Source organism: Micromonospora aurantiaca ATCC 27029, from assembly GCF_000145235.1.
Taxonomy (GTDB): Bacteria; Actinomycetota; Actinomycetes; order Mycobacteriales; family Micromonosporaceae; genus Micromonospora; species Micromonospora aurantiaca.
On record NC_014391.1, the window covers coordinates 5,685,383 to 5,709,299 of the forward strand.

General features: G+C 72.1%; 15 protein-coding genes. 9 read left to right on the forward strand and 6 right to left on the reverse strand.

Annotated elements, in window-relative coordinates; translation table 11 throughout:
• Nucleotides 1-107 precede the first annotated feature (107 nt).
• The 3 genes from MICAU_RS25260 (at nucleotide 108) to MICAU_RS25270 (ending at nucleotide 2,565) form a co-directional block, all read left to right on the forward strand.
• On the forward strand, nucleotides 108-1,766 hold the full coding sequence (locus MICAU_RS25260) for a sodium:solute symporter family protein (RefSeq protein ID WP_013288185.1): 1,659 nt from the start codon (nucleotides 108-110) through the stop codon (nucleotides 1,764-1,766).
• Between the two features lie 17 nt (nucleotides 1,767-1,783).
• On the forward strand, nucleotides 1,784-2,107 hold the full coding sequence (locus MICAU_RS25265) for a hypothetical protein (RefSeq protein WP_013288186.1): 324 nt from the start codon (nucleotides 1,784-1,786) through the stop codon (nucleotides 2,105-2,107).
• Between the two features lie 74 nt (nucleotides 2,108-2,181).
• Nucleotides 2,182-2,565, forward strand: coding sequence for a hypothetical protein (locus MICAU_RS25270; RefSeq protein WP_013288187.1), 384 nt, complete (start codon nucleotides 2,182-2,184; stop codon nucleotides 2,563-2,565).
• A gap of 108 nt (nucleotides 2,566-2,673) precedes the next feature.
• On the opposite strand, the gene MICAU_RS25275 is transcribed toward MICAU_RS25270, so the two are convergent.
• The gene (locus MICAU_RS25275; protein WP_013288188.1) at nucleotides 2,674-4,482 is read right to left on the reverse strand and encodes a glycoside hydrolase family 6 protein; all 1,809 of its coding nucleotides are present in this window, start codon (nucleotides 4,480-4,482) and stop codon (nucleotides 2,674-2,676) included.
• Nucleotides 4,483-5,130: 648 nt separating this feature from the next.
• On the opposite strand from MICAU_RS25275, the gene MICAU_RS25280 reads away from it, so the two are divergent.
• Nucleotides 5,131-6,363 (forward strand): hypothetical protein, encoded by a 1,233-nt coding sequence (locus MICAU_RS25280; protein WP_244879672.1) that lies wholly within the window; start codon nucleotides 5,131-5,133, stop codon nucleotides 6,361-6,363.
• Nucleotides 6,350-7,150 (forward strand): class F sortase, encoded by an 801-nt coding sequence (locus MICAU_RS25285; protein ID WP_041799107.1) that lies wholly within the window; start codon nucleotides 6,350-6,352, stop codon nucleotides 7,148-7,150. The genes MICAU_RS25280 and MICAU_RS25285 overlap by 14 nt, the downstream gene beginning before the upstream one ends.
• A 64-nt stretch (nucleotides 7,151-7,214) precedes the next feature.
• On the opposite strand, the gene MICAU_RS25290 is transcribed toward MICAU_RS25285, so the two are convergent.
• Nucleotides 7,215-12,278 (reverse strand): NAD-glutamate dehydrogenase, encoded by a 5,064-nt coding sequence (locus MICAU_RS25290; protein WP_013288191.1) that lies wholly within the window; start codon nucleotides 12,276-12,278, stop codon nucleotides 7,215-7,217.
• Nucleotides 12,279-12,566: 288 nt separating this feature from the next.
• On the opposite strand from MICAU_RS25290, the gene MICAU_RS25295 reads away from it, so the two are divergent.
• On the forward strand, nucleotides 12,567-14,534 hold the full coding sequence (locus tag MICAU_RS25295; protein ID WP_013288192.1) for a penicillin-binding transpeptidase domain-containing protein: 1,968 nt from the start codon (nucleotides 12,567-12,569) through the stop codon (nucleotides 14,532-14,534).
• Nucleotides 14,535-14,544: 10 nt separating this feature from the next.
• On the opposite strand, the gene MICAU_RS25300 is transcribed toward MICAU_RS25295, so the two are convergent.
• The 3 genes from MICAU_RS25300 to icmA all read right to left on the reverse strand — a co-directional run bounded on the left by MICAU_RS25300 (nucleotide 14,545) and on the right by icmA (nucleotide 18,559).
• Nucleotides 14,545-15,714 (reverse strand): arginase family protein, encoded by a 1,170-nt coding sequence (locus MICAU_RS25300; RefSeq protein WP_013288193.1) that lies wholly within the window; start codon nucleotides 15,712-15,714, stop codon nucleotides 14,545-14,547.
• 58 nt (nucleotides 15,715-15,772) lie between these two features.
• Nucleotides 15,773-16,690: a tetratricopeptide repeat protein gene (locus MICAU_RS25305; RefSeq protein WP_013288194.1), complete on the reverse strand. Its 918-nt coding sequence runs from the start codon at nucleotides 16,688-16,690 to the stop codon at nucleotides 15,773-15,775.
• A gap of 180 nt (nucleotides 16,691-16,870) precedes the next feature.
• A complete protein-coding gene (gene icmA, locus MICAU_RS25310; protein ID WP_013288195.1) occupies nucleotides 16,871-18,559 on the reverse strand; it encodes a coenzyme B12-dependent isobutyryl-CoA mutase large subunit in 1,689 nt (562 codons plus the stop codon).
• 318 nt (nucleotides 18,560-18,877) lie between these two features.
• Here icmA and MICAU_RS25315 point away from each other — a divergent pair, with 318 nt between their 5' ends.
• Entirely contained in the window at nucleotides 18,878-19,258 is a 381-nt protein-coding gene (locus MICAU_RS25315; RefSeq protein WP_013288196.1) for a hypothetical protein, read from the forward strand.
• Nucleotides 19,259-19,261: 3 nt separating this feature from the next.
• Here the strand turns inward: MICAU_RS25315 and MICAU_RS25320 are convergent, their stop codons facing one another.
• Entirely contained in the window at nucleotides 19,262-20,905 is a 1,644-nt protein-coding gene (locus tag MICAU_RS25320) for a PucR family transcriptional regulator (protein WP_013288197.1), read from the reverse strand.
• A gap of 107 nt (nucleotides 20,906-21,012) precedes the next feature.
• Between MICAU_RS25320 and MICAU_RS25325 the strand changes: the two genes are divergently transcribed.
• Together MICAU_RS25325 and MICAU_RS25330 are read left to right on the forward strand one after the other, a co-directional pair.
• On the forward strand, nucleotides 21,013-22,545 hold the full coding sequence (locus MICAU_RS25325) for a CoA-acylating methylmalonate-semialdehyde dehydrogenase (protein ID WP_047890592.1): 1,533 nt from the start codon (nucleotides 21,013-21,015) through the stop codon (nucleotides 22,543-22,545).
• Between the two features lie 20 nt (nucleotides 22,546-22,565).
• A complete protein-coding gene (locus MICAU_RS25330) occupies nucleotides 22,566-23,897 on the forward strand; it encodes an aspartate aminotransferase family protein (RefSeq protein ID WP_013288199.1) in 1,332 nt (443 codons plus the stop codon).
• The last annotated feature ends 20 nt before the right edge of the window (nucleotides 23,898-23,917 follow it).

Genomic DNA, 23,917 nt, shown 5'->3' on the forward strand with positions numbered 1-23,917 from the left:
CGGCCGGTGACCGGCCGGGGCTTCCGCGTACCCGGACCGAACAGCAGGTATGAAACCTCGCAATCCGGGTAGGTGCGGGCAGCGGTGCACACGAGGGGAGCACGGGCATGGGCGGCGGCGGCCTGCGGTTGAACATGAACGCCCTGGACTATCTGATCCTGGCGCTCTACTTCGTCACGGTGCTCGGCGTCGGTTTCGCCGCCCGGCGCGCGATCCGTACCAGCGTGGACTTCTTCCTCTCCGGCCGCTCGCTCCCCGCCTGGGTCACCGGCCTGGCGTTCGTCTCGGCCAACCTGGGCGCGCTGGAGATCATCGGCATGGCCGCCAACGGCGCCCAGTACGGCATCATGACGGTGCACTACTACTGGATCGGCGCCGTGCCGGCGATGGTCTTCCTCGGCATCGTGATGATGCCGTTCTACTACGGCTCCAAGGTCCGCAGCGTCCCCGAGTACCTGCGGCTGCGCTTCAACCGCCCCACCCACCTGCTCAACGCGATCAGCTTCGCTGTCGCGCAGGTGCTCATCGCGGGCGTGAACCTCTACGCGCTGGCCCTGATCATGCAGGCGCTGCTGGGCTGGCCGCTCTGGTTCGCGATCATCGTCGGTGCGGTGATCGTGCTGGCGTACATCACCGTCGGCGGGCTCTCCGGCGCGATCTACAACGAGGTGCTCCAGTTCTTCGTGATCATCGCCGGTCTGGTGCCGATCACGGTGATCGGGCTGGTCAAGGTCGGCGGCGTCAGCGGCCTGATGGACGCGGTCCGCGACTCCAGACTCGGCGAGGCCGGACTGCACGCCTGGGAGGGCACCGGCAGCACCGGCAACCCGCTCGGCGCGCACTGGCTGGGCATCGTGTTCGGCCTGGGCTTCGTGCTCTCCTTCGGCTACTGGACCACCAACTTCGCCGAGGTGCAGCGCGCCCTGTCCGCACGGAACATGAGCGCCGCCCGGCGTACGCCGATCATCGCCGCGTACCCGAAGCTGCTCATCCCGGCGGTCACCGTGATCCCCGGCCTGATCGCCCTGGTCACCGTGAAAGGGCTGGGCGCCGACGAGGGCGACCTGGTCTACAACAACGCGATCCCGCTGCTCATGCGCGACCTGCTGCCCAACGGCGTGCTCGGGATCGCAGTCACCGGCCTGGTGGCCTCGTTCATGGCCGGCATGGCGGCGAACGTCAGCGGGTTCAACACCGTCTTCACGTACGACATCTGGCAGGCGTACTTCCGGCGGGACCTGCCGGACGAGCACTACGTGAAGGTGGGCCGGATCGCCACCGTCGGCGCGGTGGTCATCGGCATCGGCACCGCGTTCATCGCGGCCGGGTTCAGCAACATCATGAACTACATCCAGGCGCTGTTCTCGGTCTTCAACGCGCCGCTGTTCGGCACGTTCATCATCGGCATGTTCTGGCGGCGGATGACGCCGCTGGCCGGGTTCTGGTCGCTGCTGTCCGGCACTGTCGTCGCCACCGCCACGTACCTGCTCTACAAGGGCGGCGTGATCAGCTTCAACTCCGACCTGGAGGAGAGCTTCTGGGGCGCGGGCCTGGCCTTCGCCACGGTCGCGGTGGTGGCCGCGATCGTCACGCCGCTGACCCGGCCGAAGACCGACGACCAGCTGACCGGGCTGGTGTACGGCCTCAGCGACACCACGCTCGCCGACGACTCGCTGGCCGGCGACACCGCCTGGTACCGCTCCCCGGTGCTGCTCGGCGTCGTCGCCGTGATCCTCGCCGCCCTGTTCTACATCCCGGTCTTCTGAAGGAGGGGACGCACGCCATGGCAGACAACGCGGACCGCCACTACCAGGGCGGCGAGGCGCACGACCCGCTGGTCGACGAGACCGAGGACGCCCGGGAGGAACGCTCCGCCGCGGCCCGGCTGTTCGACATCCGCCGGGTCATCGGCGGCCTGTTCGTGGTGTACGGGCTGATCGTCGGCCTCATGGGGCTGTTCGACACGTCCGCCGAGATCGACAAGGCGCAGGGCGTCCGGATCAACCTGTGGGCCGGCGCGGCGATGCTGGTGTTCGGCCTGCTGATGCTGCTGTGGCAGCGGCTGCGCCCGACCGAGACGCCGGAGCCGCACCGCGACGAGTCCTGACCCCTCCGCCCGCATGGCGCGGCCCGCACCGGGTAGGCCACGGGGATCACGCGAAGGGACAGGAGGGCAGCAGCATGACCGATCGTGACCGCGGTGGCGAGCGGCCGCTGGAGGAGACCCCCGAGGTGGCCGCGGCGGTGGACGACGACAGCACGGTGCCCCAGTTGCGCAACGACGGCACCGACCCGGACAACCCGACCTTCACCGAGCCCGACGGCGCGGTGCCGGACACCGGGTCGCCGAACCTCATCGGTGACCCGTACGCGGCCGGGACCGGCGCGACCGGCACCGGTACCGGCGCCGCCCCGGACGACATCCGCACCGGCGCCGAGCAGCCCTGGGATCCGGAGGACCTGGTGCAGGCCCGGGGTCAGGACGTGACGCCGGAGAACCTGGAGCGGGCCCGCCGCGACCTGGCCGAGCTGGGCCGGGCGGCGATCGAGCGCACCGTTCCCTGACACCGGAACGGCCGAGGGCCCCTGGCCGACGTGGGCGTCGACCAGGGGCCCGGGGAACCCGCGCGGCGGTGCCTCACTCCCGCCGCCGCGGGTGGCCCTCACCGCGGCTCAGGAGAGCGGCGGGTACGCGTTCTGCATGAGCTGCTGGAACTGGGCCGGGAACCACGCGCCGGAGATCGGCGCGTCCGGCAGGGCGCCGGACATGCTGTTGCCGTTGCGGGCGTTACCGGTGTAGGTCGGGTCGCACATCCGGTCGAAGCCCTTGCCCTCGTTGTTCGGGATCTCCTTGCTGGAGCCGTCCGACTCACCCGGGGGCTTCACCCAGACGTAGGCGTCGATCCCGGTCTCCGGGTTGGCCCGCGGCCGCTCGCCGAGACCCGCGCCGGCCTGGTTGCACCAGTTGCCGGCGTGAATGCGCCGGTCGACCCGGCCGCCGTCGACGTAGGCGTCCACGCTGGTCATGGGGCCCGGGCCGGTGGGCCGGGCGGAGCCGCCCCAACCGTTACGGGAGGTGTCGATCAGCATGCCGATGTTGCTGTCGAAGCCGACCGAGACCAGCTTCTGCCGGAACGCCTGGGCGAACGACAGCTCGTCGACGTACTGGTTCCAGTCGATCCACTTGGACTGCCGGACCGTCTGGCCGTTCACCGAGTCGGTGACCTTGACGTACGGCTCCTTCAGGGCGGAGTAGTTCGCCGTGTTGACGATGAAGCCCTGCACGTTGGCGACGGTGCTGCCGGACGCGACGGCGGCGGCCTTGAGCTGGTCGGCGACCGGGCCGAAGTTGCTGTCCCAGCCGATCCAGCCGTGGTGGGCGGCGTCGATGTAGTTGTAGACGTTGCCGATCGCGCCCAGCTTCGCCAGGGCGTAGCCGACACCGTTCACGTACGCGCCGTTGGCCTTCACCGTGTCGCACATGACCGTGCCGCCCGGGTTGCCCGAGGTGTTGGTCACCAGGTTGGGCAGCGAGTCGATCTCGATGATGTTGACGATGCGCAGGTTCCGGTACTTCGAGTCACCCTGGATCGCGGCGATCGGGTCGATGTACTCGGCCTTGTAGCGGGGCAGCTCGTCCGGGCCCAGCTCGCCGTTGGAGGCCAGCGCTGCGCAGTCCCGGCCGGGCAGGTTGTAGATGACGAACTGGATGTAGCCGGCGCCCTGGGCGAGCGCGGCGTCCAGGTGGTCACGGACGCCCATCGCGCCGTTGGAGCTGCTGTCCGGCGTGCCGTTGATGGCGGCGATCCGGTCGATCCAGACCGCGGTCGGGTTGTTCGACACCCGGCTGCCGCCGGACACCGATTCGGCCTTGGCCTTCCACTCGGGGTTCACGTACCCCTTCACACCGACGTACGGGTTGTCGACCCGCTGCCCGGGCGGCGGGGTGCTCGTCGGCGGCGTCGAGGTCGGCGGGGTCGACGTCGGCGGCGTGCTCGTGGGCGGCGTGCTGGTCGGCGGCGTGCTCGTCGGCGGCGTGCTGGTGGACGGCGTGCCGCCGTTGCACACAGTGCCGTTGAGCGTGAACTGGGTCGGCTTCGGGTTGCTGCCGCTCCAGGAGCCGTTGAAGCCGATGGTGGTGCTGGCGCCGCTGGCGAGCGACCCGTTGTACGACTCGTTCTGCGCGGTGACGTTCTGGCCGCTCTGGGACCACCTCGCGGACCAGCCGTTCACCACCCGCTGCGAGCTGTTCGGGAAGGTGAAGCCGAGGTTCCACGAGCTGAGCGCGTCACCGATGTTCTTGATGGTCACGGTGCCGGTGAATCCACCGGGCCAGTCGCTGGTCGTGTACGTCACGCTGCACTGGGTGGCGGCCTGCGCCGCGGTGACCGGGAGGGTCACCAGTCCACCGGCTACCAGGACGCCGGCGCCGGTGAGCGCGAGCGTCCGGTTCCGGCCGGACAGCCTTCTCCACAGATTCATGCCACTGATCTCCTTGGGCGAGACCGGATCCGCGTACGGCCCGGCGCAAATGGCGGCGGCGGTCGTCCTGCGGGAACGACCGTGCGCGCCACGGGTTTCTTCGGGGGACGCCCGACCCGGACGGGCGTTGTGGGGGTGGTGGTGCCGACCGGTCCGCAGGACCGGCCGATGGAGCCGGACGTCGGCCGGTGGTGCCGGCTGCCCTCGACGTCTGAGCTCGCGGTGTGGCTCCCCGAACCGCGTGCAGCGATTCTTGCATGGGAGCGCTTCCATGGCAATGGCTCGATACGCCTGCCGCCCACCCTACCGGCGCCCGGCGCCACCACACCCCCACTCCCCGCCGCCCACCGACGCCCCTCAGCTCGGGTGGAACGTCATGGGTGTCAAAACGACCCGGAGACACCCATGACGTTCCACTCGGTACGCGGACCGCGCGGAGGGGCGCCGACAGCACGAGTGGGACCGGCGTCGCGGGACCGCCGTGGAGAGCCTGATCGGCGCTACCGGTCGGGCAGCACGCGCCGGGGCCACATCACCGGCAAATCCCTAAAAGCGAATCTTTCCCCGGATAAGTCGCGAAAAGGTCTAACGTCAGCCTTAGCTCGACTGACGTCGGGCTCAGGACGAACAGGGATGGAGACGCTGGTCATGGCTAAGAAGATGCTCGGGAAGGTGGTCGCGGGCGCCGCCCTCGGCGGAGCCGGCCTTCTCGCGTTCACCCCGGGAATGGCCTACGCGGGCGGGCACGACGAGGGCAAGGTCATCGCCAAGCCCCACGTGGTGAAGGCGGGGGACACCGTCGAGCTGCTCGCGATCTGCTCCGAGCCGCAGAAGCACGCCACCGTCTGGTCGAAGGTGACCGGCAAGGTCGACCTGCACCCGGCCCGCGACGGCGAGCACGGCGACTGGGCCGACCGCGGCGGCGACTGGGGCGGCGACCAGGACTGGGGCTGGGACGACAAGGGCCCGGACGGCAAGGACGACCACGGCAAGGACGAGCACGGCAAGGGCCCCGACGGCAAGGACGAGCACGGCAAGGGCCCGGACGGCCGCGGCGAGCCGGGCGGGGAGGGGCACGGCCCGGACGGCAACGGCCCCGGCGGCAGCGGTCCGGGTGGGAACGGCCCCGGTGGCAACGGCCCGGGTGGCGACGGGCCGGGCGGGAACGGGCCGGGTGGCGACGGCATGCCGCAGCCTCCGGCGAACCAGCCCCAGCCGCCCGCCGGCCAGCCGGAAGGGCAGCCGCAGCCGGGTGGCGCGGGCGCCGGCGCGGCCGTCGACCCGGGCGACTGGCAGGGGCACGACGAGTACGGCCAGGACGCCGAGCCGGGCTGGGAGAAGGAGAAGGCGGGCGCGCCGGACTGGACCAAGGACGAGCACGGCCCCGACGGCAAGGACCGGTACGGCAAGGACGCCAAGGACGAGCACGGCAAGGACGACCGTGGCGGCCGGCCGGACGACAAGGGCAAGGACGGCAAGGACGAGCACGGCTCCTGGCAGGACGGCAAGGACGACTGGCAGGGCGGCAAGGACGACTGGCAGGCGAGCGGAGGCGCCTGGCAGGAGGACAAGGGCGACTACGGCAAGGACGCCGAGCGCGACTACGGCAAGGACGAGTGGGAGCACGGGAAGGACTTCGTCTACTACGGCGAGGCCACCGTGTCGCACGACGCCCGGCCGGGCCGGTACGAGCTGCGGGGCACCTGCGGTGAGGGCGAGCTGGTGGTCCTGCCGCGCGGTGGGGTCGACGGCGGCGACGGTGGCATGACGACCACCGGCGTGGACCGCAACCTCGCCACCGGCGGCGCGGGCATGATCGGCGCCGCGGCGCTGGGCGGCCTGGTGCTGCTGCGTCGGCGGCGGGCCGGTGGCCTGGTCTGACCGGACGACGACCCGGGCCGGCGGCCGTCACGGAAGTCCGTGGCGTGCCGCCGGCGCGGCCGTCGTCGTCCTGCTCGCCATGGCCGGGGCCGGTCTGATCGGCGCGTCCGTCCGGACCGTCCCGCCACCGTCCCCACCGCAGCCGATCTCGCAGGCGGCACCGGGCACCACCGGCCAGTCCACACCGGACGGCACCGGCCAGCCGGCAGCGGACGCCGCCGGGGGCGGCCCGGCGACGCCGGGCCCACTGACCGGCGCACCCGGCGCCACCCCGGGCGCCGCAGCCGTCCCGGGCACCCCGGACACGACGGGCGCCGCCCCGGCTCCACTTCCCCGGTCGGCGCCGGTCACCATCTCGATCCCCCGCATCGGGGTGCAGGCGCCGATCATGTCGCTCGGCACGAACCCGGACGGCACGGTCCAGGTGCCCCCGCTGGGCCAGGCCATGAACGCCGGCTGGTACTCCCCCGGCGCCAGCCCGGGCGAGGCCGGCAACGCGGTGATCGTCGGTCACGTCGACTCCGCCCAGCTCGGCCCGGCGGTGTTCTTCAACCTCGGCGCGCTGGTGGCGGGCGACACGATAGTGGTCGCCCGGCAGGACGGCTCGTCCGCCACGTTCACCGTGCGGGAGGTCGCGTCGTACCCGAAGACCGCCTTTCCCGCCGCGCAGGTCTACGGTCCGTCGGACGTCCCGGCCCTGCGCGTGGTGACCTGCGGCGGGGTGTTCGACAAGACGGCCGGGAGCTACCTGAACAACATCGTCGTCTACGCCCCGATGACCAGCTGAGGGCGGCAACGGCAGTGGCCCGGTGGTCGGGGAACCGACCACCGGGCCACTCGTGCGTCAGCGGTCAGGCCGCCGCCGAGGTCCGGACCAGGGTACGGATCTGGCGCAGCAGCACCGACAGCGCGGACAGGTCGGCGCGGGACTCGTCGAACTCCCCCATCGCCCGGTGCGCCCGGTGGATCGAGGTGGCGTTCGCCTGCTCCCACTCCTGCACCCGCTCCACCGGCGGCACGTCCTCCGGCGTGGACCCGAGCACCTCGGCGGTGAGCGCGGCGAGCGCGGCGTACAGGTCGTAGCGCAGCGCCATCCGGGCCAGCGTCTGCCACCGGTCCTCGCGGGGCAGCAGGGAGATCTTCGACAGCAGCGCGTCGACCCGGAACCGGTCGGAGAGCACGAAGTAGACCGAGGCCACCTCGCTCACGTCCCGCCCGGTGCCCTGCGCCGTCTCCACGATGTCCAGCAGGCCGAAGCTGTACATCAGGCGGGTCGCCTGCTCGGCCAGGTCACGCGGCAGCCCGCGCTCGACCAGCGACTCGATGTGCGCCGCGATGGCCTCCCGCTCGGTGCCCCAGAACCGGTTCTCCAGGTCCGGCAGGAGCCGGGCCACACCGTCGCGCAGCCGGGCGATCTCCGCCGGCACGTCGATCGGTGACCTCCGGTTGGTGACCAGCCAGCGCACCGCGCGGTCGAGCAGCCGCCGGGTGTCCAGGTAGACGGCCGTCTGCAACTCGGGCGAGACCTTGTTGTCCAGCGCCTCGACCGCGTCCCACAGGTCGCGCAGGCCGAACACCTCGCGGACCACCACGTACGCCCGGAGCACGTCCGCCGCGGACGCCGCCGTCTCCTCGACCACCCGGAAGACGAACGAGATGCCGCCCCGGTTGATCGCCTCGTTGACGAGGACGGTGGTGACGATGTCCCGGCGCAGCCGGTGCCGGCCCATCCGCTCGGCGAAGCGCTGCCGCAGCGGCGTCGGGAAGTAGTTGACCAGGACGTCGGTCGTCCACTCCTCGTCCGCCAGGCCCTCGCCGACGATCTCGCGCTCCAGCACGATCTTGACGTACGCGAGCAGCACCGCGAACTCCGGAGCGGTCAGGCCGCTCTCGGTGCGGACCGCCAGTTCCTCGTCCGACGGCAGCGCCTCCAGCGCCCGGTTCAGCGCGCCGGACCGCTCCAACTCGTTGATCATCCGCCGGTGCACCGGGAGCAGCGAGGCGGCCTGGGCCTGGGCGTTGTTGAGCGCCCGTGCCTGGTCGTAGTTGTCCCGCAGCACCAGCTCGGCGACCTCGTCGGTCATCTGGGCCAGCAGCTCGTCGCGCTCCGGCCGGTCCAGCTCACCGTCGGCGACGGCCGTGTTGAGCAGGATCTTGATGTTGACCTCGTGGTCGGAGCAGTCCACACCGGCCGCGTTGTCGATGAAGTCGGTGTAGATGCGGCCGCCGGTCGAGGCGTACTCGATCCGGCCCTGCTGGGTGAAGCCCAGGTTGCCGCCCTCGCCGACCACCCGGCAGCGCAGGCCCTTGCCGTCCACCCGGATGGCGTCGTTGGACTTGTCCCCCACCTCGGCGTTGGTCTGGCTGGACGCCTTGACGTAGGTGCCGATGCCGCCGTTCCAGAACAGGTCGACCGGCGCGGTGAGGATCGCCTTCATCAGCTCCTGCGGGCTGAGCTGCGTGACGTCCTCGTCGAGGCCGAGCACCGCGCGGACCTGCGGCGATACCGGCACCGACTTCGCCGTACGCGGGTGGACGCCGCCGCCTTCGGAGATCAGCTCGCGGTCGTAGTCCTCCCACGACGAGCGGGGCATGTCGAACAGCCGCTTGCGCTCCTGGAAGGACCGGGCCGAGTCCGGATCCGGGTCCAGGAAGATGTGCCTGTGGTCGAACGCGGCCACCAGCCGGATGTGCTGCGACAGCAGCATCCCGTTGCCGAACACGTCGCCGGACATGTCGCCGACGCCGACCACAGTGAAGTCCTGCGTCTGGGTGTCGTGCCCCAGCTCCCGGAAATGCCGCTTGACCGACTCCCAGGCGCCCCGGGCGGTGATGCCCATCTTCTTGTGGTCGTAGCCGGCCGAGCCGCCGGAGGCGAACGCGTCGCCCAGCCAGAAGCTGTGCGCCTCGGAGATCTCGTTGGCGATGTCGGAGAACGTCGCCGTGCCCTTGTCGGCGGCCACCACCAGGTACGGGTCGTCGCCGTCGTGCCGCACCACGTCCTCGGGCGGCACGATCTCGCCGCTGACGATGTTGTCGGTGACGTCGAGCAGCGCGGAGATGAACTCCTTGTAGCAGATCACCGCCTCGTCCCGGTCACCCGGCTTCTGCTTGAGCACGAAGCCGCCCTTGGCGCCGACCGGCACGATCACGGCGTTCTTCACCATCTGCGCCTTGACCAGGCCGAGCACCTCGGTCCGGAAGTCCTCACGCCGGTCGGACCAGCGCAGGCCGCCGCGGGCCACCGGCCCGTAGCGCAGGTGCACGCCCTCGAACCGGGGCGAGTAGACGAAGATCTCGAACTTGGGTCGCGGCGCCGGCAGGTCCGGGATGGCCTGCGGGTCCAGCTTGAACGCCACGTACGCCTTGGGCCGCCCGCCCACCGGCTTCTGGTAGAAGCTGGTACGCAGCGTGGCCTGGATCAACGTCAGGTACGACCGCAGGATGCGGTCCTGGTCGAGGCTGGCCACCTCGTCCAGCGCCTCGCCGATCGCGTCGACCAGTTCGCCGCTGCGCTGCCGCCGCTCGTCGAGCGTGGTGGCGCCCGGGGCGAACCGGGTCTCGAACAGCTTCACCAGCAGTTCGGCGATCTGCGGGTACGCGATGAACGTCTGCTCCATGTACTCCTGGGAGAACACGGTGCCGGCCTGCCGCAGGTACTTCGCGTACGCGCGCAGCACGACGACCTGCCGCCAGGTGAGCCCGGCCCGGAGCACCAGCTCGTTGAAGCCGTCCACCTCGGCCTCGCCCCGCCAGGCGGCGGCGAAGGCGTTCTCCACGTGCGGACGCACCTCGGCCAGGTCCTGGTGCCGCTCGGGCAGCTCCAGACCGAAGTCGTAGAGCCAGATCCGGCCGTCGACGCGCTCCACCTCGTACGGGTGCTCGTCGACCACCTTCACGCCGAGCGAGTGCAGCACCGGCAGCACGGCGGAGAGCATCATCGGCTCGCCGTACCGGTAGACCTTGAACCGCACGTCCATCGCCTCGTCGGCGTCGGCGGCGCGGGCCGCGTACGGACGCGGCGGCGCCTGCTTGCGGAACAGGTGCATCTCCAGCTGGCCGGGCTCCTCCAGCAGCTCCAGCTTCGCCAGATCCTTCATCGCCTCGTACGGCGTGTGCCCGTCCTTGTAGCCCTCCGGGAACGCGTCGGCGTACCGGGCGAACAGGTGCTTGGCCTGCTCGTCACCGAGCTTGCGTTCCAGCACCAGCCGGTAGTCGTCGTCCCACAGCCGGGTCGCGTCGGCCAGCTCCTCGGCGAGCAGGTCGGCGTCGATGTCTCCGGGCGGGTTGTTCGGGTCGGTACGCACGATGAAGTGCACCCGGGCCAGCATCGACTCGGTCACCCGCGTGGTGTAGTCGACGCCGACGCCGTTCAGCTCACGCAGCAGGATGTCCTGCATGCGCAGCCGGTTCTGTGTGGTGAACCGGTCCCGCGGCAGGTAGATCAGGCAGGAGATGAACCGGCCGTACGCGTCGCGGCGCAGGAACACCCGCAGCTGCCGGCGACCCGCCATCCGCAGCACGCCGATCACCGCGTGGTAGAGGTCGTCGGTCTTGATCTGGAACAGCTCGTCGCGCGGGTAGGTCTCCAGGATCTGCAACAGGTCCTTGCCGGAGTGGCTGCGCAGGCTCAGGCCCGAGCGGTCGAGCACCTCGGCGACCTTGCGCCGGACCACGGGCAACTCCTGCACGCTGGTCCGGTACGCGGCGGTGGAGAACAGGCCCAGGAAGCGCCGCTCCCCGACCACCTCACCGGCCTCGTTGAAGATCTTGAAGCCGATGTAGTCGAGGTACGCCGAGCGGTGCACTGTGGCACGCGAGTTGGCCTTGGTGATGATGAGCAGGCGCTTCTCCAGCACCTTCTCGTGCGCCTCGGGCGTCATCGAGTTCAGCGACCGGGCCTCCGGCGAGTCGGAGCGCAGGATGCCCAGCCCGGTGCCGAGCACCGCCTCCAGGGCCTGCCCGCCGCGCGCGCCGTCGGTGTCGACCAGCCGGTACTCCCGGTAGCCGAGGAACGTGAAGTGGTCGTGCGCCAGCCAGCGCAGCAGCTCCACCGAGTCGGTGATGTCCTTCTCCGGCACCGGCGGGCGGTTGTCCGACGTCCGGGCGGCGGCCAGCTCGTCGGCGAGCGCGAGGGCCCGCTGCCGCATCTTCGGCCAGTCCTCGACCGCCTCGCGCACGTCGGTGAGCACCCGCTGCAACTCGCGCCGCAACGTCTCCCGCTCGGCCGGGTCGCGGACCGGGTCGATCTCGATCCGCATCCAGCTCTCGACCAGGTCACCGGCGATCGCGTCGTCCGGCTCCACGTCCGCCGACACCTCGGTGAGCCGGCCCAGCGGCTCGCGCCGCACCACGACCAGCGGGTGCACGAGCAGGTGCACGTCCAGGTGGCGGGAGTTCAGCAGGGCGGTCACCGAGTCGACCAGGAACGGCATGTCGTCGGTGACGATCTCCACGACCGTGTGGTGCTGCTCGGCGTCCGGCTCGTGGATGCGGAGCTTCAGCTCGCCCGGCACCCGCTGCTGGGCCAGGTCCCGGTGGGCCCGGGCCGCCTCCAGCATCTCCTCGGCGGTGAAGCCGATCAGCTCCTCGTCCGGCGCGAACCGCCAGAAGCGGTCCACGAGTGTGGCCGCGTCGTGGTCGTCGCCTGCCAGCGCGACCGCCTGGGCGACCAGCCGCTCCGCGTTGGGAACGGGCTCGTCCAGCTCGGCGTCCTCCGACTCGTCGGCCAGTGCCTGCGCAGGCAGGCCCAGGTCGTAGAGGGTGTCGATGCTGGAACCGGTCATCCCGGTCACTCCTGTGTCGAGACGGCTGAAACCGTCTCCGTCGGTCGCCGAATCGAAGCTGTCGTCGTCCCGGCCGGTGTCAGCCTGCCGGAGGTCGGGTCCCGGTTTGATCGCCGGACGCCGGTCCATCGGTGCCACTCCCCTCGACCCACCGCGTTGTGGGTCACTCTGCCGCCCAGCCTAGGCCCTACCGCGCGGTACCTCCCGCGGCGGACCACTGGCCGGACGTCCGGATCGGGACTCTGTCCTTTCACCCGTTGCGGGTCCGTGGTCGGCCGCTCGCGGAGTACCCCGACTGGCGATGTTCATCACACTGCCACACGCCGCTTCTGGCGCTGCCGGAGGCCGTGGCGGGGCGGTGGGGAACGCCGGGCCGTACTAGCGTGCAGGGCAGTTGAGCACCGGAGGGACTGCTTCATGCCCGTGTCGTACCCCGTCCGCCCCCGCCGTCACACCCGTCACCGCGCCCTCGCGGCGCTGACCGCCGTCCTGGTCACGGCCGGCGCGCTGACCGGATGCTCCGGGGACGACGGCCCGGAGACAGCCGTCGAGGCGTTCCTCGGCGGCTGGCGCTCCGGTGACCTCCAGGCGGTCGGCTTCGTCGAGCCGACCGGCGGGCGGCTGCCCGCCGGTGAGGTGACCAAGCAGATCCAGGCACTCGCCGGCGCGCTCGCGGCCGACCCGCCGGAGCTGGCCCGCACCGGCGACATCACCACCAAGGGTGACGTCGCCACCGCCCGGGTCAAGGTGAGCTGGGCGCTGCCCGGCGGCGGCACCTGGGCCTACGAGAATCCGGTACGCCTCAAGCGCGGCGGCGACGACCGGTGGCAGGTGATCTGGGAGCCGTCGGTGGTGCACGAGAAGCTGGAGAGCGGTGACAAGATCGCGCTGCGGCGGGAGCCGGCGCAGCGCGCCGGTGTGCTGGACGCGGCCGGTCAGCCGATCGTCGCGCCACGCCCGGTGGTCCGGGTGCAGCTCGTTCCCGGCGAGGTCGACGACGTCCCCGGCATGGTCCGGAAGCTGGACGCCGCGTTCAAGGCGATCCGGCCCGCGCTCACCCCGCCGGTCGACCTGGGCGACCTGCCGAAGCGGCTCAAGGAGGCCAAGCCGGACGGCCTGGTCGAGGTGGTGACGTTGCGCGACGAGGCGTACCGGCAGATCAAGCCGCGCATCTACGACCTGCCCGGCACCCGGTTCGTCTCGGAGCAGCTCATGCTGGCGCCGACCCGCGAGTTCGCCCGGGCGCTGCTCGGCTCGGTCGACCAGGCCACCGCCGACGACCTCCAGGCCCACCCCGACCGGTACGCGCGCGGCGACCTGGTCGGCCACGGCGGTCTCCAGGGCCGGTACGACGAGCGGCTGCGCGGCGTCCCCGGCGTCACCGTGATCACCCAGCGGACCACCCCGGACGGCAAGGTGGAGCCGACCGGCACGGAGCTGTTCCGCGCCGACCCGAAGCCCGGTCAGCCGGTGAAGACGACAATCGACGCGGCCACCCAGAACGCCGCCGACGCCGCGTTGCGCGGGCAGACCCGCCGCTCCGCCCTGGTCGCCGTGCGGATCAGCGACGGCGCGGTGCTGGCCGCCGCGAACGGCCCGGGTGCGGCGGGCGACAACCTCGCCTTCACCGCCCAGGTGCCGCCCGGCTCGACGTTCAAGATGGTCAGCGCGCTCGGCCTGCTCGACCGGGGCGCGGTGACGCCGCAGACGACAGTGGACTGCCCGAAGACGTCGACAGTCGAGGGCCGGGTCTTCAAGAACTCGGACAACTTCGAGCTGGGCCCGGTGCCGTTCGCCACCGACTTCGCCAAGTCGTGCAACACCGCGTTCACCGCGCTGGCGCCGAAGCTCGGCCCGGACGGGCTGGCCCAGGCCGGCCGTACGCTCGGCCTGGAGGCCGCGTGGGATCTGGGCACCGACGCGTTCACCGGCAAGATCTCCGCCAACGGCTCGGCCACCGAGCAGGCCGCCGCCGCGATCGGCCAGGGCACCACGCTGGTGAGCCCGCTGGCCATGGCGAGCGCCACGGCGGCGGTGGCCCGGGGCAAGTTCGAGCAGCCGAAGCTGCTGCTCGACCCGGCGCCGGCCAAGCCCGCGCCGGCCGGCGAGGCGCTCAAGCCGGAGTCGGTGACGGCGCTGAAGTCGATGATGCGCGGGGTGGTGACAGCGGGCAGCGGCAGCGCGCTGGCGGACGTGCCGGGCGAGCCGGTGCACGGCAAGACCGGCACCGCGGAGTACGACAACAATCCGGCGCACACGCACGCCTGGTTCGTCGGCTGGCAGGGCGACGTGGCCTTCGCCGTCTTCGTCGAGCAGGGCGGGGCGGGCTCGAAGGTGGCGGCGCCGATCGCCGAGAAGTTCCTGCGCGGCCTGGCCGCGAGCTGAGGCGTACCGGTCAGGCGATGTCGATGCCGGAGCGGGCCGGGTCCGGCTCGTCTCCGGCGGGGGCGCGGCGCAGCAGGCCGGGCCCCAGCGGGTCGTCGCCGAGGTCGTCGCCGACGGTCGGGTCGGGGCCGATCGGCTCCACCGCGACCGCCGGCGCCGGTACGGCCGCCGGGGCGGGCAGCGGCTCGGGCTCCGGCCGGCTGTCGGCGGCGCGGGGCGCCGGTGCGACAGGCCCGGCCGGCAGCAGCCGGGGCGGCACGGCGCCCGGCGCGACGACCGGGGCGAGCCCGGCCACCACTGTGTTCACGATCTCGGCCGCGTACGCCCCGTCCGGGTCGTAGTCGGGGTCGAAGACTGTCAGCTCGACGCCGAGGCAGTGCGGGGTGTCGACCAGCCCGGCGAGCAGGATCTCCAGCTCGGCGAAGGCGATGCCGCCCGGGTCGGGCGCGTCCACGGCGGGCATCACCGCCGGGTCGAGCACATCCACGTCGATGTGCACCCAGTAGCCGGCGCAGTCGACGAGCTGCTCGTGCGCCCACTGGGCGGTACGGGCGGCACCCTCGGCGCGCAGCGCCGGCACCGGCCGGGTGGTGATGCCGGCGGCCTGGAGGTCGAGCCGGTACTCGTCCTGCGCGCGGATGCCGAGCACCACCACGTCGATGTCCCGGAAGTACGGCCTGCGGCCCTCGATCGCGGCCAGGTCGGGCTGTCCACGGCCGGTCACCAGGGCCAGGTCCTCCCCGGCGGCGGCGCCGACGTAGGAGGCGTTGCCGGGGTGCCGGAAGTCGGAGTGGCCGTCGACGAAGACCAGCCCGATCCGCCCGCCGACCGCCTCGCCGAGGCGGTGCATGGCCAGCGCCGAGCCGAGCAGCACCGAGCAGTCGCCGCCGAGCACCAGCGGGAACTCGCCCCGGTCGATGATCGCGCCGATCCGGTCGGCGAGCGCCACCGAGTACGCGGAGATCTCCGGCGCGTGGCAGACGCCGTCGCCGGGCCGCCAGTCGCCCGGGTCGTACCGGGGCGGGGTGAGGCAGCCGGCGTCGCGGGCCCGCAGCCGCGCGAGCAGGCCGTGGTCGCGCAGCGCACCAGGCGCCTTGCCGCACCCGGGGACGGAGCTCGCGGTGGGCGGGCGCAGTCCGAGGTTCGTCGGCGCGTCGAGGACGGCGATCCGGCGCATCATGGGCTCCCGTCCTCGGCGGTCGGGCGGGCCGGCGGTGCGCCGGCCCGCGCGGGTTGACTCAGAACAGCGCGCTGGCCAGGGCGCGTCGGGCGGAGGCCACGGCGGGGTCGTCCGGGCCGGCGATGGTGAACAGGCCGAGCAGGTGCTGGCGTACCCGGTCCCGGTCGTCCCCGGCGGTGCGCCGGACCAGGCCGACCAGCCGCTTGTACGCCTCGTCGGCGAGGCCGCTGAGCACCTCGATGTCGGCGGCCAGCAGCTGGGCGTCGACGTCGTCGGGGGCGGCGGACGCGGCGTCGAGCGCGCCCTGCGGGTCGGCGCCTGCCACCCGGCGGGCCAGCCCGACCTGCGCCAGGCCCGCCTCCGCAGCCGCGTCCGCCGGCGACTCGGCCAGGATCTTCCGGTACGCCGCCTCGGCCGCGTCGAGGTCACCGCTCATCAGCGCGTCGTCGGCGGCGTCGAGGCGCGGGTCCTCCGGCTCGGCGACTGTGACGCCACCGGCCTTGAGGACCGCCTGGAGCCACTGTCGCAACTGCGACTCCGGCACCGGGCCGGGGAAGGCGTCGATCGGACGGCCGCCGACGATGGCGTACGTGGTGGGCAGCGTCTGGAGCTGGAACATCTGCGCGAGCCGCGGCTGCTGCTGTACGTCGACCCGGGCCAGCAGCCACGCTCCGCCGCCCTCGGCGGCCAGCCGCTCCAGCACCGGGGCGAACTGGTCGCTCTCCGGGTAGCCGGCGGCGCCGAAGAAGACCACCACCGGTGTGGTGAGCGAGCGTTCGAGCACCTCGGACTGGATGTTCGCCTCGGTCACGTCGATCACGGCGGCGGAACCGGCGGGGCTGCCCGGCAGCCCGGTCGGCCCAGCGCCCTGGGACGGTGTGGCGGAGGCGGTGTCGGCCGGTGCGGGGGTGCGCAGCGCGCTGAGGTCGACCGCGCCGCGGGTGAAGATCGACGAGGTGATCCGTGGGTCGCTCATGGTTGTCTAGTCTCGCACGTACGCGACGGATCTCCGACCAGCCGCGACGGCGACAGTCACCACTCTCCCCCAGCTCAGCCCGCCCGCAAGGAAGGGCCCCCTGTTAACGCCTCCGGTAGAGGAAGGGCCCCTTCTTAACAGCAGCTGTTAAGAAGGGGCCCTTCCTTGCAGAGCAGCGGGTCAGAAGCGGGCGGGCTCTCGGTAGACGCCCCACTCGGCGCGCAGCGCGTCGCAGATCTCGCCGAGGGTGGCCTCGGCGCGGACCGCGTCGAGCATGGCGGGGATCATGTTCTCGCCGGTCCTCGCCACCTCGACCATTCGCGCGACGGCGGCGGTGACCGCGGCGTCGTCGCGGGCCGACTTGCGCTCGGTCAGCACCCGGCGCTGCTCCAGCTCCACCTCGTGCGAGATGCGCAGGATCTCCAGGTCCTTGGCGACGGTGCCGGTGTGGCAGTTGACGCCGACGATCCGCTTGTCGCCCTTCTCCAGCGCCTGCTGGTAGACGAACGCCGACTCGGCGATGTGCCCGGTGAACCAGCCGTCCTCGATGCCGCGCAGGATGCCGGAGGTCATCGGGCCGATGGTGTGCGGACCCTCGCCGCCGAGCTGCTTGATCCGGGCGAAGATCTCCTCCGCCTCGGCCTCGATCCGGTCGGTGAGCGCCTCGACGTACCAGGAGCCGCCGAGCGGGTCGGCCACGTTCGTCACCCCGGTCTCCTCCATCAGCACCTGCTGGGTACGCAGGGCGATCTCGGCCGACTCGTCGGTGGGCAGGGCGAGCGTCTCGTCGAGGGCGTTGGTGTGCAGCGAGTTGGTGCCGCCGAGCACCGCGGCCAGGGCCTCCACGGCGGTGCGTACCACGTTGTTCACCGGCTGCTGAGCGGTCAGCGACACCCCGGCGGTCTGCGTGTGGAACCGCAGCCACTGGGCCTTCTCGCTGGTGGCGCCGTACACGTCGCGCAGCCAGCGGGCCCAGATCCGGCGCGCGGCGCGGAACTTGGCGATCTCCTCGAAGAAGTCCACGTGGGAGTCGAAGAAGAAGCTCAGGCCGGGGGCGAAGGTGTTCACGTCCAGGCCGCGCGACAGGCCCAGCTCGACGTACCCGAATCCGTCGGCCAGCGTGTACGCCAGCTCCTGCGCGGCGGTCGAGCCGGCCTCGCGGATGTGGTAGCCGGAGACGGACAGCGGCTTGTACCGCGGGATCTCCCGGGCGCAGTACTCCATCAGGTCGCCGATGAGGCGCAGGTGCGGCTCGGGGTCGAACAGCCACTCCTTCTGCGCGATGTACTCCTTGAAGATGTCCGTCTGGAGTGTTCCGTCCAGCGTGGACAGGTCGGCGCCCTGCCGTTCGGCGGCGACCAGGTACATGCAGAAGACCGGCACGGCCGGGCCGGAGATGGTCATCGAGGTGGTCACGCCCGCCAGGTCGATGCCGTCGAACAGCACCTCCATGTCGGCGGCCGAGTCCACAGCGACACCACAGTGGCCGACCTCGCCGAGGGACTGCGGGTCGTCGGAGTCGCGGCCCATCAGCGTCGGCATGTCGAAGGCCACGGAGAGACCGCCGCCGCCCGCGCCGAGGATCATCTTGTAGCGCTCGTTGGTCTGCCGGGCGTTGCCGAAGCCGGCGAACTGCCTGATGGTCCAGGTCCGCCCGCGGTAGCCGGTCGGATACAGGCCCCTGGTGTACGGGAACTCGCCCGGCCAGCCGATCCGCTCGAACCCGGGGTACGCGGTGTCCTCCGGCGGGCCGTACACCGGCTCGACCGGCATTCCGGACAGCGTGGTGAAGTCCGCGTCGCGCTTGCGGGCGGCGTCGTAGCGGGCCTGCCAGCGGGCCCGACCGGCGGCGATCTCGTCAGCGTCCATGCGCGGAGCTCCTTCTCAAGTCGTCGTCCCGAGTCCGAGTGTAGAGCGAGATCCTGAACGATCCTTAAGGGCTCGCGTACCGGCCGGTAACCCGGCGACCGGCCCCGCCGGGGCGACCCATCACCGTCGATCCGCAGGTCAGGGCGCTGTCTCACGTGGCGGACGACTGCCCGGCGCAGCCTCCCGGCAGCCGGGTTCCCGTGCCACACTCCCGCCGTGGGCAATCGAATCGCGACCCGGCTGATTACCTAGGCGGCGTACGCCTCCGCGTGCGTCGCCGGCCAAGCGATCCTGTCGGCTCGTCCTAGTGAGGCCCCCGTGAGCGTGTCCGCATCCACCCCCGCAACCGTCGACCATCCCCGGCCCGCCCCCGGCCGCCCGTACGACGAGCCCGCCGCCGAGCACGGCACGCCGAGCACGATGGTGATCCACCTCGGCGTGGGCCACTCCACGACCGGCCTGCTCAAGGTGCTGTCCGTGCTGCACTCCCGCCGGGTCGCCGTCTCACACGTCCAGTACGTGCAGTGCCCCGACCGCTCCGCTGTGATGATCGTCGAGTGCACCCCCGGCACGGCGCCGCTGGAGACGGTCCGCAAGAGCGTCGCGAACGCCGTACCTGTCGTCAGCGTCAGCGTGCACAGCGCGCCGGCCCGCGACGGCGTCCGGCGCCTGCGGTCGGGCCGCGGCACCCACAGGTGACCGTCAGCCGGGGGGCTCCGGGCCACCGGCGCGCATGACGTCCCGGGCGGTGAGCGCCACGTGCAGCGACAGGCGCCGCTCGCTCGAGTCCAGGTCGACGCCGAGCACCCGCTCGATCAGCTCCAGCCGCTGGTAGAGCGCCGACCGCGACAGCGACATCGCATCCGCCGCGCGCCGCTTGTTGCGCCCCTCCACCAGGTACGTCTCCAGCAACGCGACGTGGTTCGTGCCGTGGCGCTGGTCGTAGGAGAGCAGCGGGCCCAGCTCGCGCTCGACGAACGTCTGGAGGCGCACGTCGTCGCGCAGCAGGTACAGCAGGCCCCGGAGGCGGACGTCGTGCAGCCGGTAGAACGGGCGCGGCTCGGCGGTGTGCACTGTCGCATCGGCCACCTGCGCCGCCTCGACCAGCGAGCGCCGGGCCAGGTCGAGCGTCCGGACCACCGACCCGGCGGCGACCACGACGTCCGCGCCGGCCCGGTGGCCCGCCCGGGTGAGCGCGGCGGACAGGCTCCCCAGCGCCGCCTCGTCGGAGCCGGTCTCGTCGAGCGCGACGAGGAGGGTGACGCCGGTGCCGCCGACCGCCTCGTCCACGTCGCCGGCGAGCGCGGCGAGCCCGCACTCGCGTACCGCCGTCTCCACCGCGTCGAGCAGTGCCCGCCGGTTCGCGTTCCCGTCGGCGCCGGTGCCCGGGGCCGGCCGGCGCCGCCGGACCACGACGCCGAGCAGCAGTCGCTGCTCCAGGACGACACCGAGCCCGCGCGCCCGCAGCGCCACGTCCCGGGTGGGCGCGGAGTGGTTGACGATGCTCAGCAGCAGACTGCTGCGGGCCTGCCGCTCGACCGACGACGAGTCCCGGGCGACGAGCTGGTTCAGCGCGATGGTGGACGCGGCGCGTTCCAGCAGCACCCGGGTCCGGGCCGGTGGCTCCTGGTCGCACAGCAGCACGAGACGCCCCCACCGGTTGCCCCGCGCCTCGACGCTCGTCACCAGCCAGCCCGATCGCGGCTCGTAGCCGGTGCCGGACGGGACCTCGACCGCGCGCGAGCGGGTCTCCCAGCGGTCGAGCAGCTCCTCGGCGGTCAGCGGGCCGGTCTCGTACGCCAGCACCTGGTGGGCGAGGTTCTCCAGCACGGCGGGACGCCGGGACAGGCGGGTGACCTCGCGGAGCACCTGCCGGGGCTCGGCGCCCTCCACCGACAGCTCGGTGAAGATGCGGTGGATCTCGTCCTTCGCGAGCAGGTCCGCCGTCTGCTCCTCGACGATCACCGAGTGGACGACCTCGGTCACCGCGACGAACCGCATCTCGCGCCGCAGCGCGATCAGGGGCAGGTTCCGGCTGCGGGCGTGCTCGACCAGCCCGGCCGGCAGCGTGCCGCCGAACCGGCGGCCCAGCTCGACCACCACACCCGCCACCCCGACGGCCGCCAGGCCGTCGATCCACCGGCGCAGCCCGTCGTCGTCCGGGGGCAGGCCGATGCCTGTGGTCAGGACCAGCTCGCCACCGCGGAGCAGGTCGGCGATCTCGGGGATCTCGGCGACGTGCACCCAGCGCACCGGCGCGTCCAGCCGGTCCCGGCCCGCCAGGACGCGCGGCCCGGCCTGCTGCAGAGCCGGCAGTTCGAGCACGTCACGGACGGTCATCGGCATCGGAGCGCCTCCCCCTCTCCTCCGGCGCACAGTATGTGCGCTTCCCGCGGACGGGAACGACACAGTGCCCATTGCCCGGACCTGGGGAAGCACAGATGATCCCGGGCATGACCCAGACAGCACCCGGCACCGCGCCCGCTCCCGTCCCGCTGGAGCGGGTGACCCACTGGATCGACGGCAAGCCGTTCGCCGGCGTCACCGAGCGTACGGCCCCAGTTTACGATCCGGCGCTGGGCGCGGTCCGGACGGAGGTGCCGCTGGCCTCGGTCGACGAGGTGGACCAGGCGGTCGCCTCCGCCGCCGCCGCGTTCGCCTCCTGGCGGACCTCGTCGCTGACCAAGCGCACCCAGGTGCTGTTCGCGTTCCGGGAGCTGGTCAACCGGCACAAGCAGGAGCTGGCCGAGCTGATCACGGCCGAGCACGGCAAGGTCGTCTCGGACGCCCTCGGCGAGGTCACCCGCGGTCTGGAGGTCGTCGAGTTCGCCTGCGGCATCCCGCACCTGCTCAAGGGCGGCTACTCCGAGGGCGTCTCCACGAACGTGGACGTCTACTCGATCCGGCAGCCGGTCGGCGTCTGCGCCGTCATCTCGCCGTTCAACTTCCCGGTGATGGTCCCGATGTGGTTCGTGCCCATCGCCATCGCGGCGGGCAACACCGTCGTGCTCAAGCCCAGCGAGAAGGACCCGTCCGCGTCGCTGCTCGTGGCCCGGCTGTGGGAGCAGGCCGGCCTGCCCGCGGGCGTCTTCAACGTCGTGCACGGCGACAAGGTCGCGGTCGACCGGCTGCTGGAGCACCCCGAGGTCAAGGCGGTGTCGTTCGTCGGCTCCACGCCGATCGCCCGGTACGTGTACGAGACCGGCACCCGCAACGGCAAGCGCGTCCAGGCCCTCGGCGGCGCGAAGAACCACATGGTGGTGCTGCCGGACGCCGACCTCGACCTGGCCGCCGACGCGGCGGTCAACGCCGGGTTCGGCTCGGCCGGCGAGCGGTGCATGGCCATCTCGGCCCTGGTGGTCGTCGAGCCCGTCGCCGACGATCTGGTGGCCCGGATCCGGGAGCGCATCGCCACCCTGAAGGTCGGTGACGGGCGGCGCTCCTGCGACATGGGTCCGCTGGTCACCAAGGAGCACCGCGACCGCGTCGCGTCGTACCTCGACGCGGGTGTCGAGGCCGGCGCCGAGCTGGTGGTGGACGGCCGCGACGTGCGGGCCGACGGCGACGAGTCCGGGTTCTGGCTCGGGCCGAGCCTGCTCGACCGGGTGTCGCCGGAGATGAGCGTGTACACCGACGAGATCTTCGGGCCGGTGCTCTCAGTGGTGCGCGTCGGCAGCTACGACGAGGCGCTCGCGCTGGTGAACGCCAACCGGTACGGCAACGGGACGGCCATCTTCACCAACGACGGCGGCGCGGCCCGCCGCTTCCAGAACGAGGTCGAGGTCGGCATGGTCGGCGTCAACGTGCCGATCCCGGTGCCGATGGCCTACTACTCCTTCGGCGGCTGGAAGGACAGCCTCTTCGGCGACTCGCACGCCCACGGCGCCGAGGGCGTGCACTTCTTCACCCGCGGCAAGGTCGTCACCTCCCGGTGGCTCGACCCCAGCCACGGCGGCATCAACCTCGGCTTCCCCGAGAACGTCTGAGCAGCGGAGAGAGAACGCCGATGAGCAGCAGCGCACAACGCACCTACGAACTCGACCGCGCGCACGTCTTCCACTCCTGGTCGGCTCAGTCGCTGCTCGACCCGATGGTGGTCGAGCGGGCCGAGGGCTCGTACTTCTGGGACGGCGACGGGAACCGCTACCTGGACTTCTCGTCGCAGCTCGTCAACACCAACATCGGCCACCAGCACCCGGTGGTGGTCGCGGCGATCCAGGAGCAGGCGGCCCGTCTGTGCACGATCGCGCCGTCGTACGCCAACGACGCCCGCGGCGAGGCGGCCCGGCTGATCACGGAGCTGACCCCGGCCGGCCTTTCCAAGGTGTTCTTCACCAACGGCGGCGCGGACGCGATCGAGCACGCCGTCCGGATGGCCCGGCTGCACACCGGCCGGCCGAAGGTGCTGTCGCAGTACCGCAGCTACCACGGCGGCACCCAGACCGCGGTGAACCTCACCGGCGACCCGCGCCGCTGGCCCAGCGACAACGGCACCGCCGGGGTGGTGCACTTCTTCGGCCCGTTCCTGTACCGGTCGGAGTTCGGCGCCACGACCGAGGAGGAGGAGTGCGCGCTCGCGCTGCGCCACCTCGAACGCGTCGTGGAGATGGAGGGCCCGTCCACCATCGCGGCGATCGTGCTGGAGACGGTGCCGGGCACCGCCGGCATCATGCCGCCACCGCCGGGCTTCCTCGCGGGCGTACGGGAGCTGTGCGACAGGCACGGCATCCTCTACATCGCCGACGAGGTGATGGCGGGCTTCGGGCGTACCGGCGCCTGGTTCGCGCTGGACCACTACGGCGTGACGCCCGACCTGATCACCTTCGCCAAGGGCGTCAACTCCGGTTACGTCCCGCTCGGCGGTGTGGTGATCGCCGAGCACGTCGCGGAGACGTTCGCCACCCGTGCCTACCCCGGCGGCCTGACCTACTCCGGTCACCCGCTGGCCACCGCCGCCGCCGTCGCGACCATCAACGTGATGCGGAACGAGCAGATCGTCGAGAACGCCGCCACGATCGGCGCCGACGTGCTGGGCCCGGGGCTGCGCGAACTCGCCGAACGGCACCCGAGCGTCGGTGACGTCCGCGGACTCGGCGTGTTCTGGGCGCTGGAACTGGTACGCGACCGCGGGACGAAGGAGCCGCTGGCGCCGTACGGGTCGTCGTCGCCGGAGATGAACGAGGTGCTGGCCGCGTGCAAGCGCGGCGGCCTGGTCGCGTTCGCGAACTTCAACCGGATCCACGTGGTGCCCCCGTGCACCGTGTCGGAGACGGAGGCCAAGGCGGGCCTGGCGATCCTCGACGAGGCGCTGACACTCGCCGACCGCCACACGGTCTGAGGCACTGCCCACCACCGCCC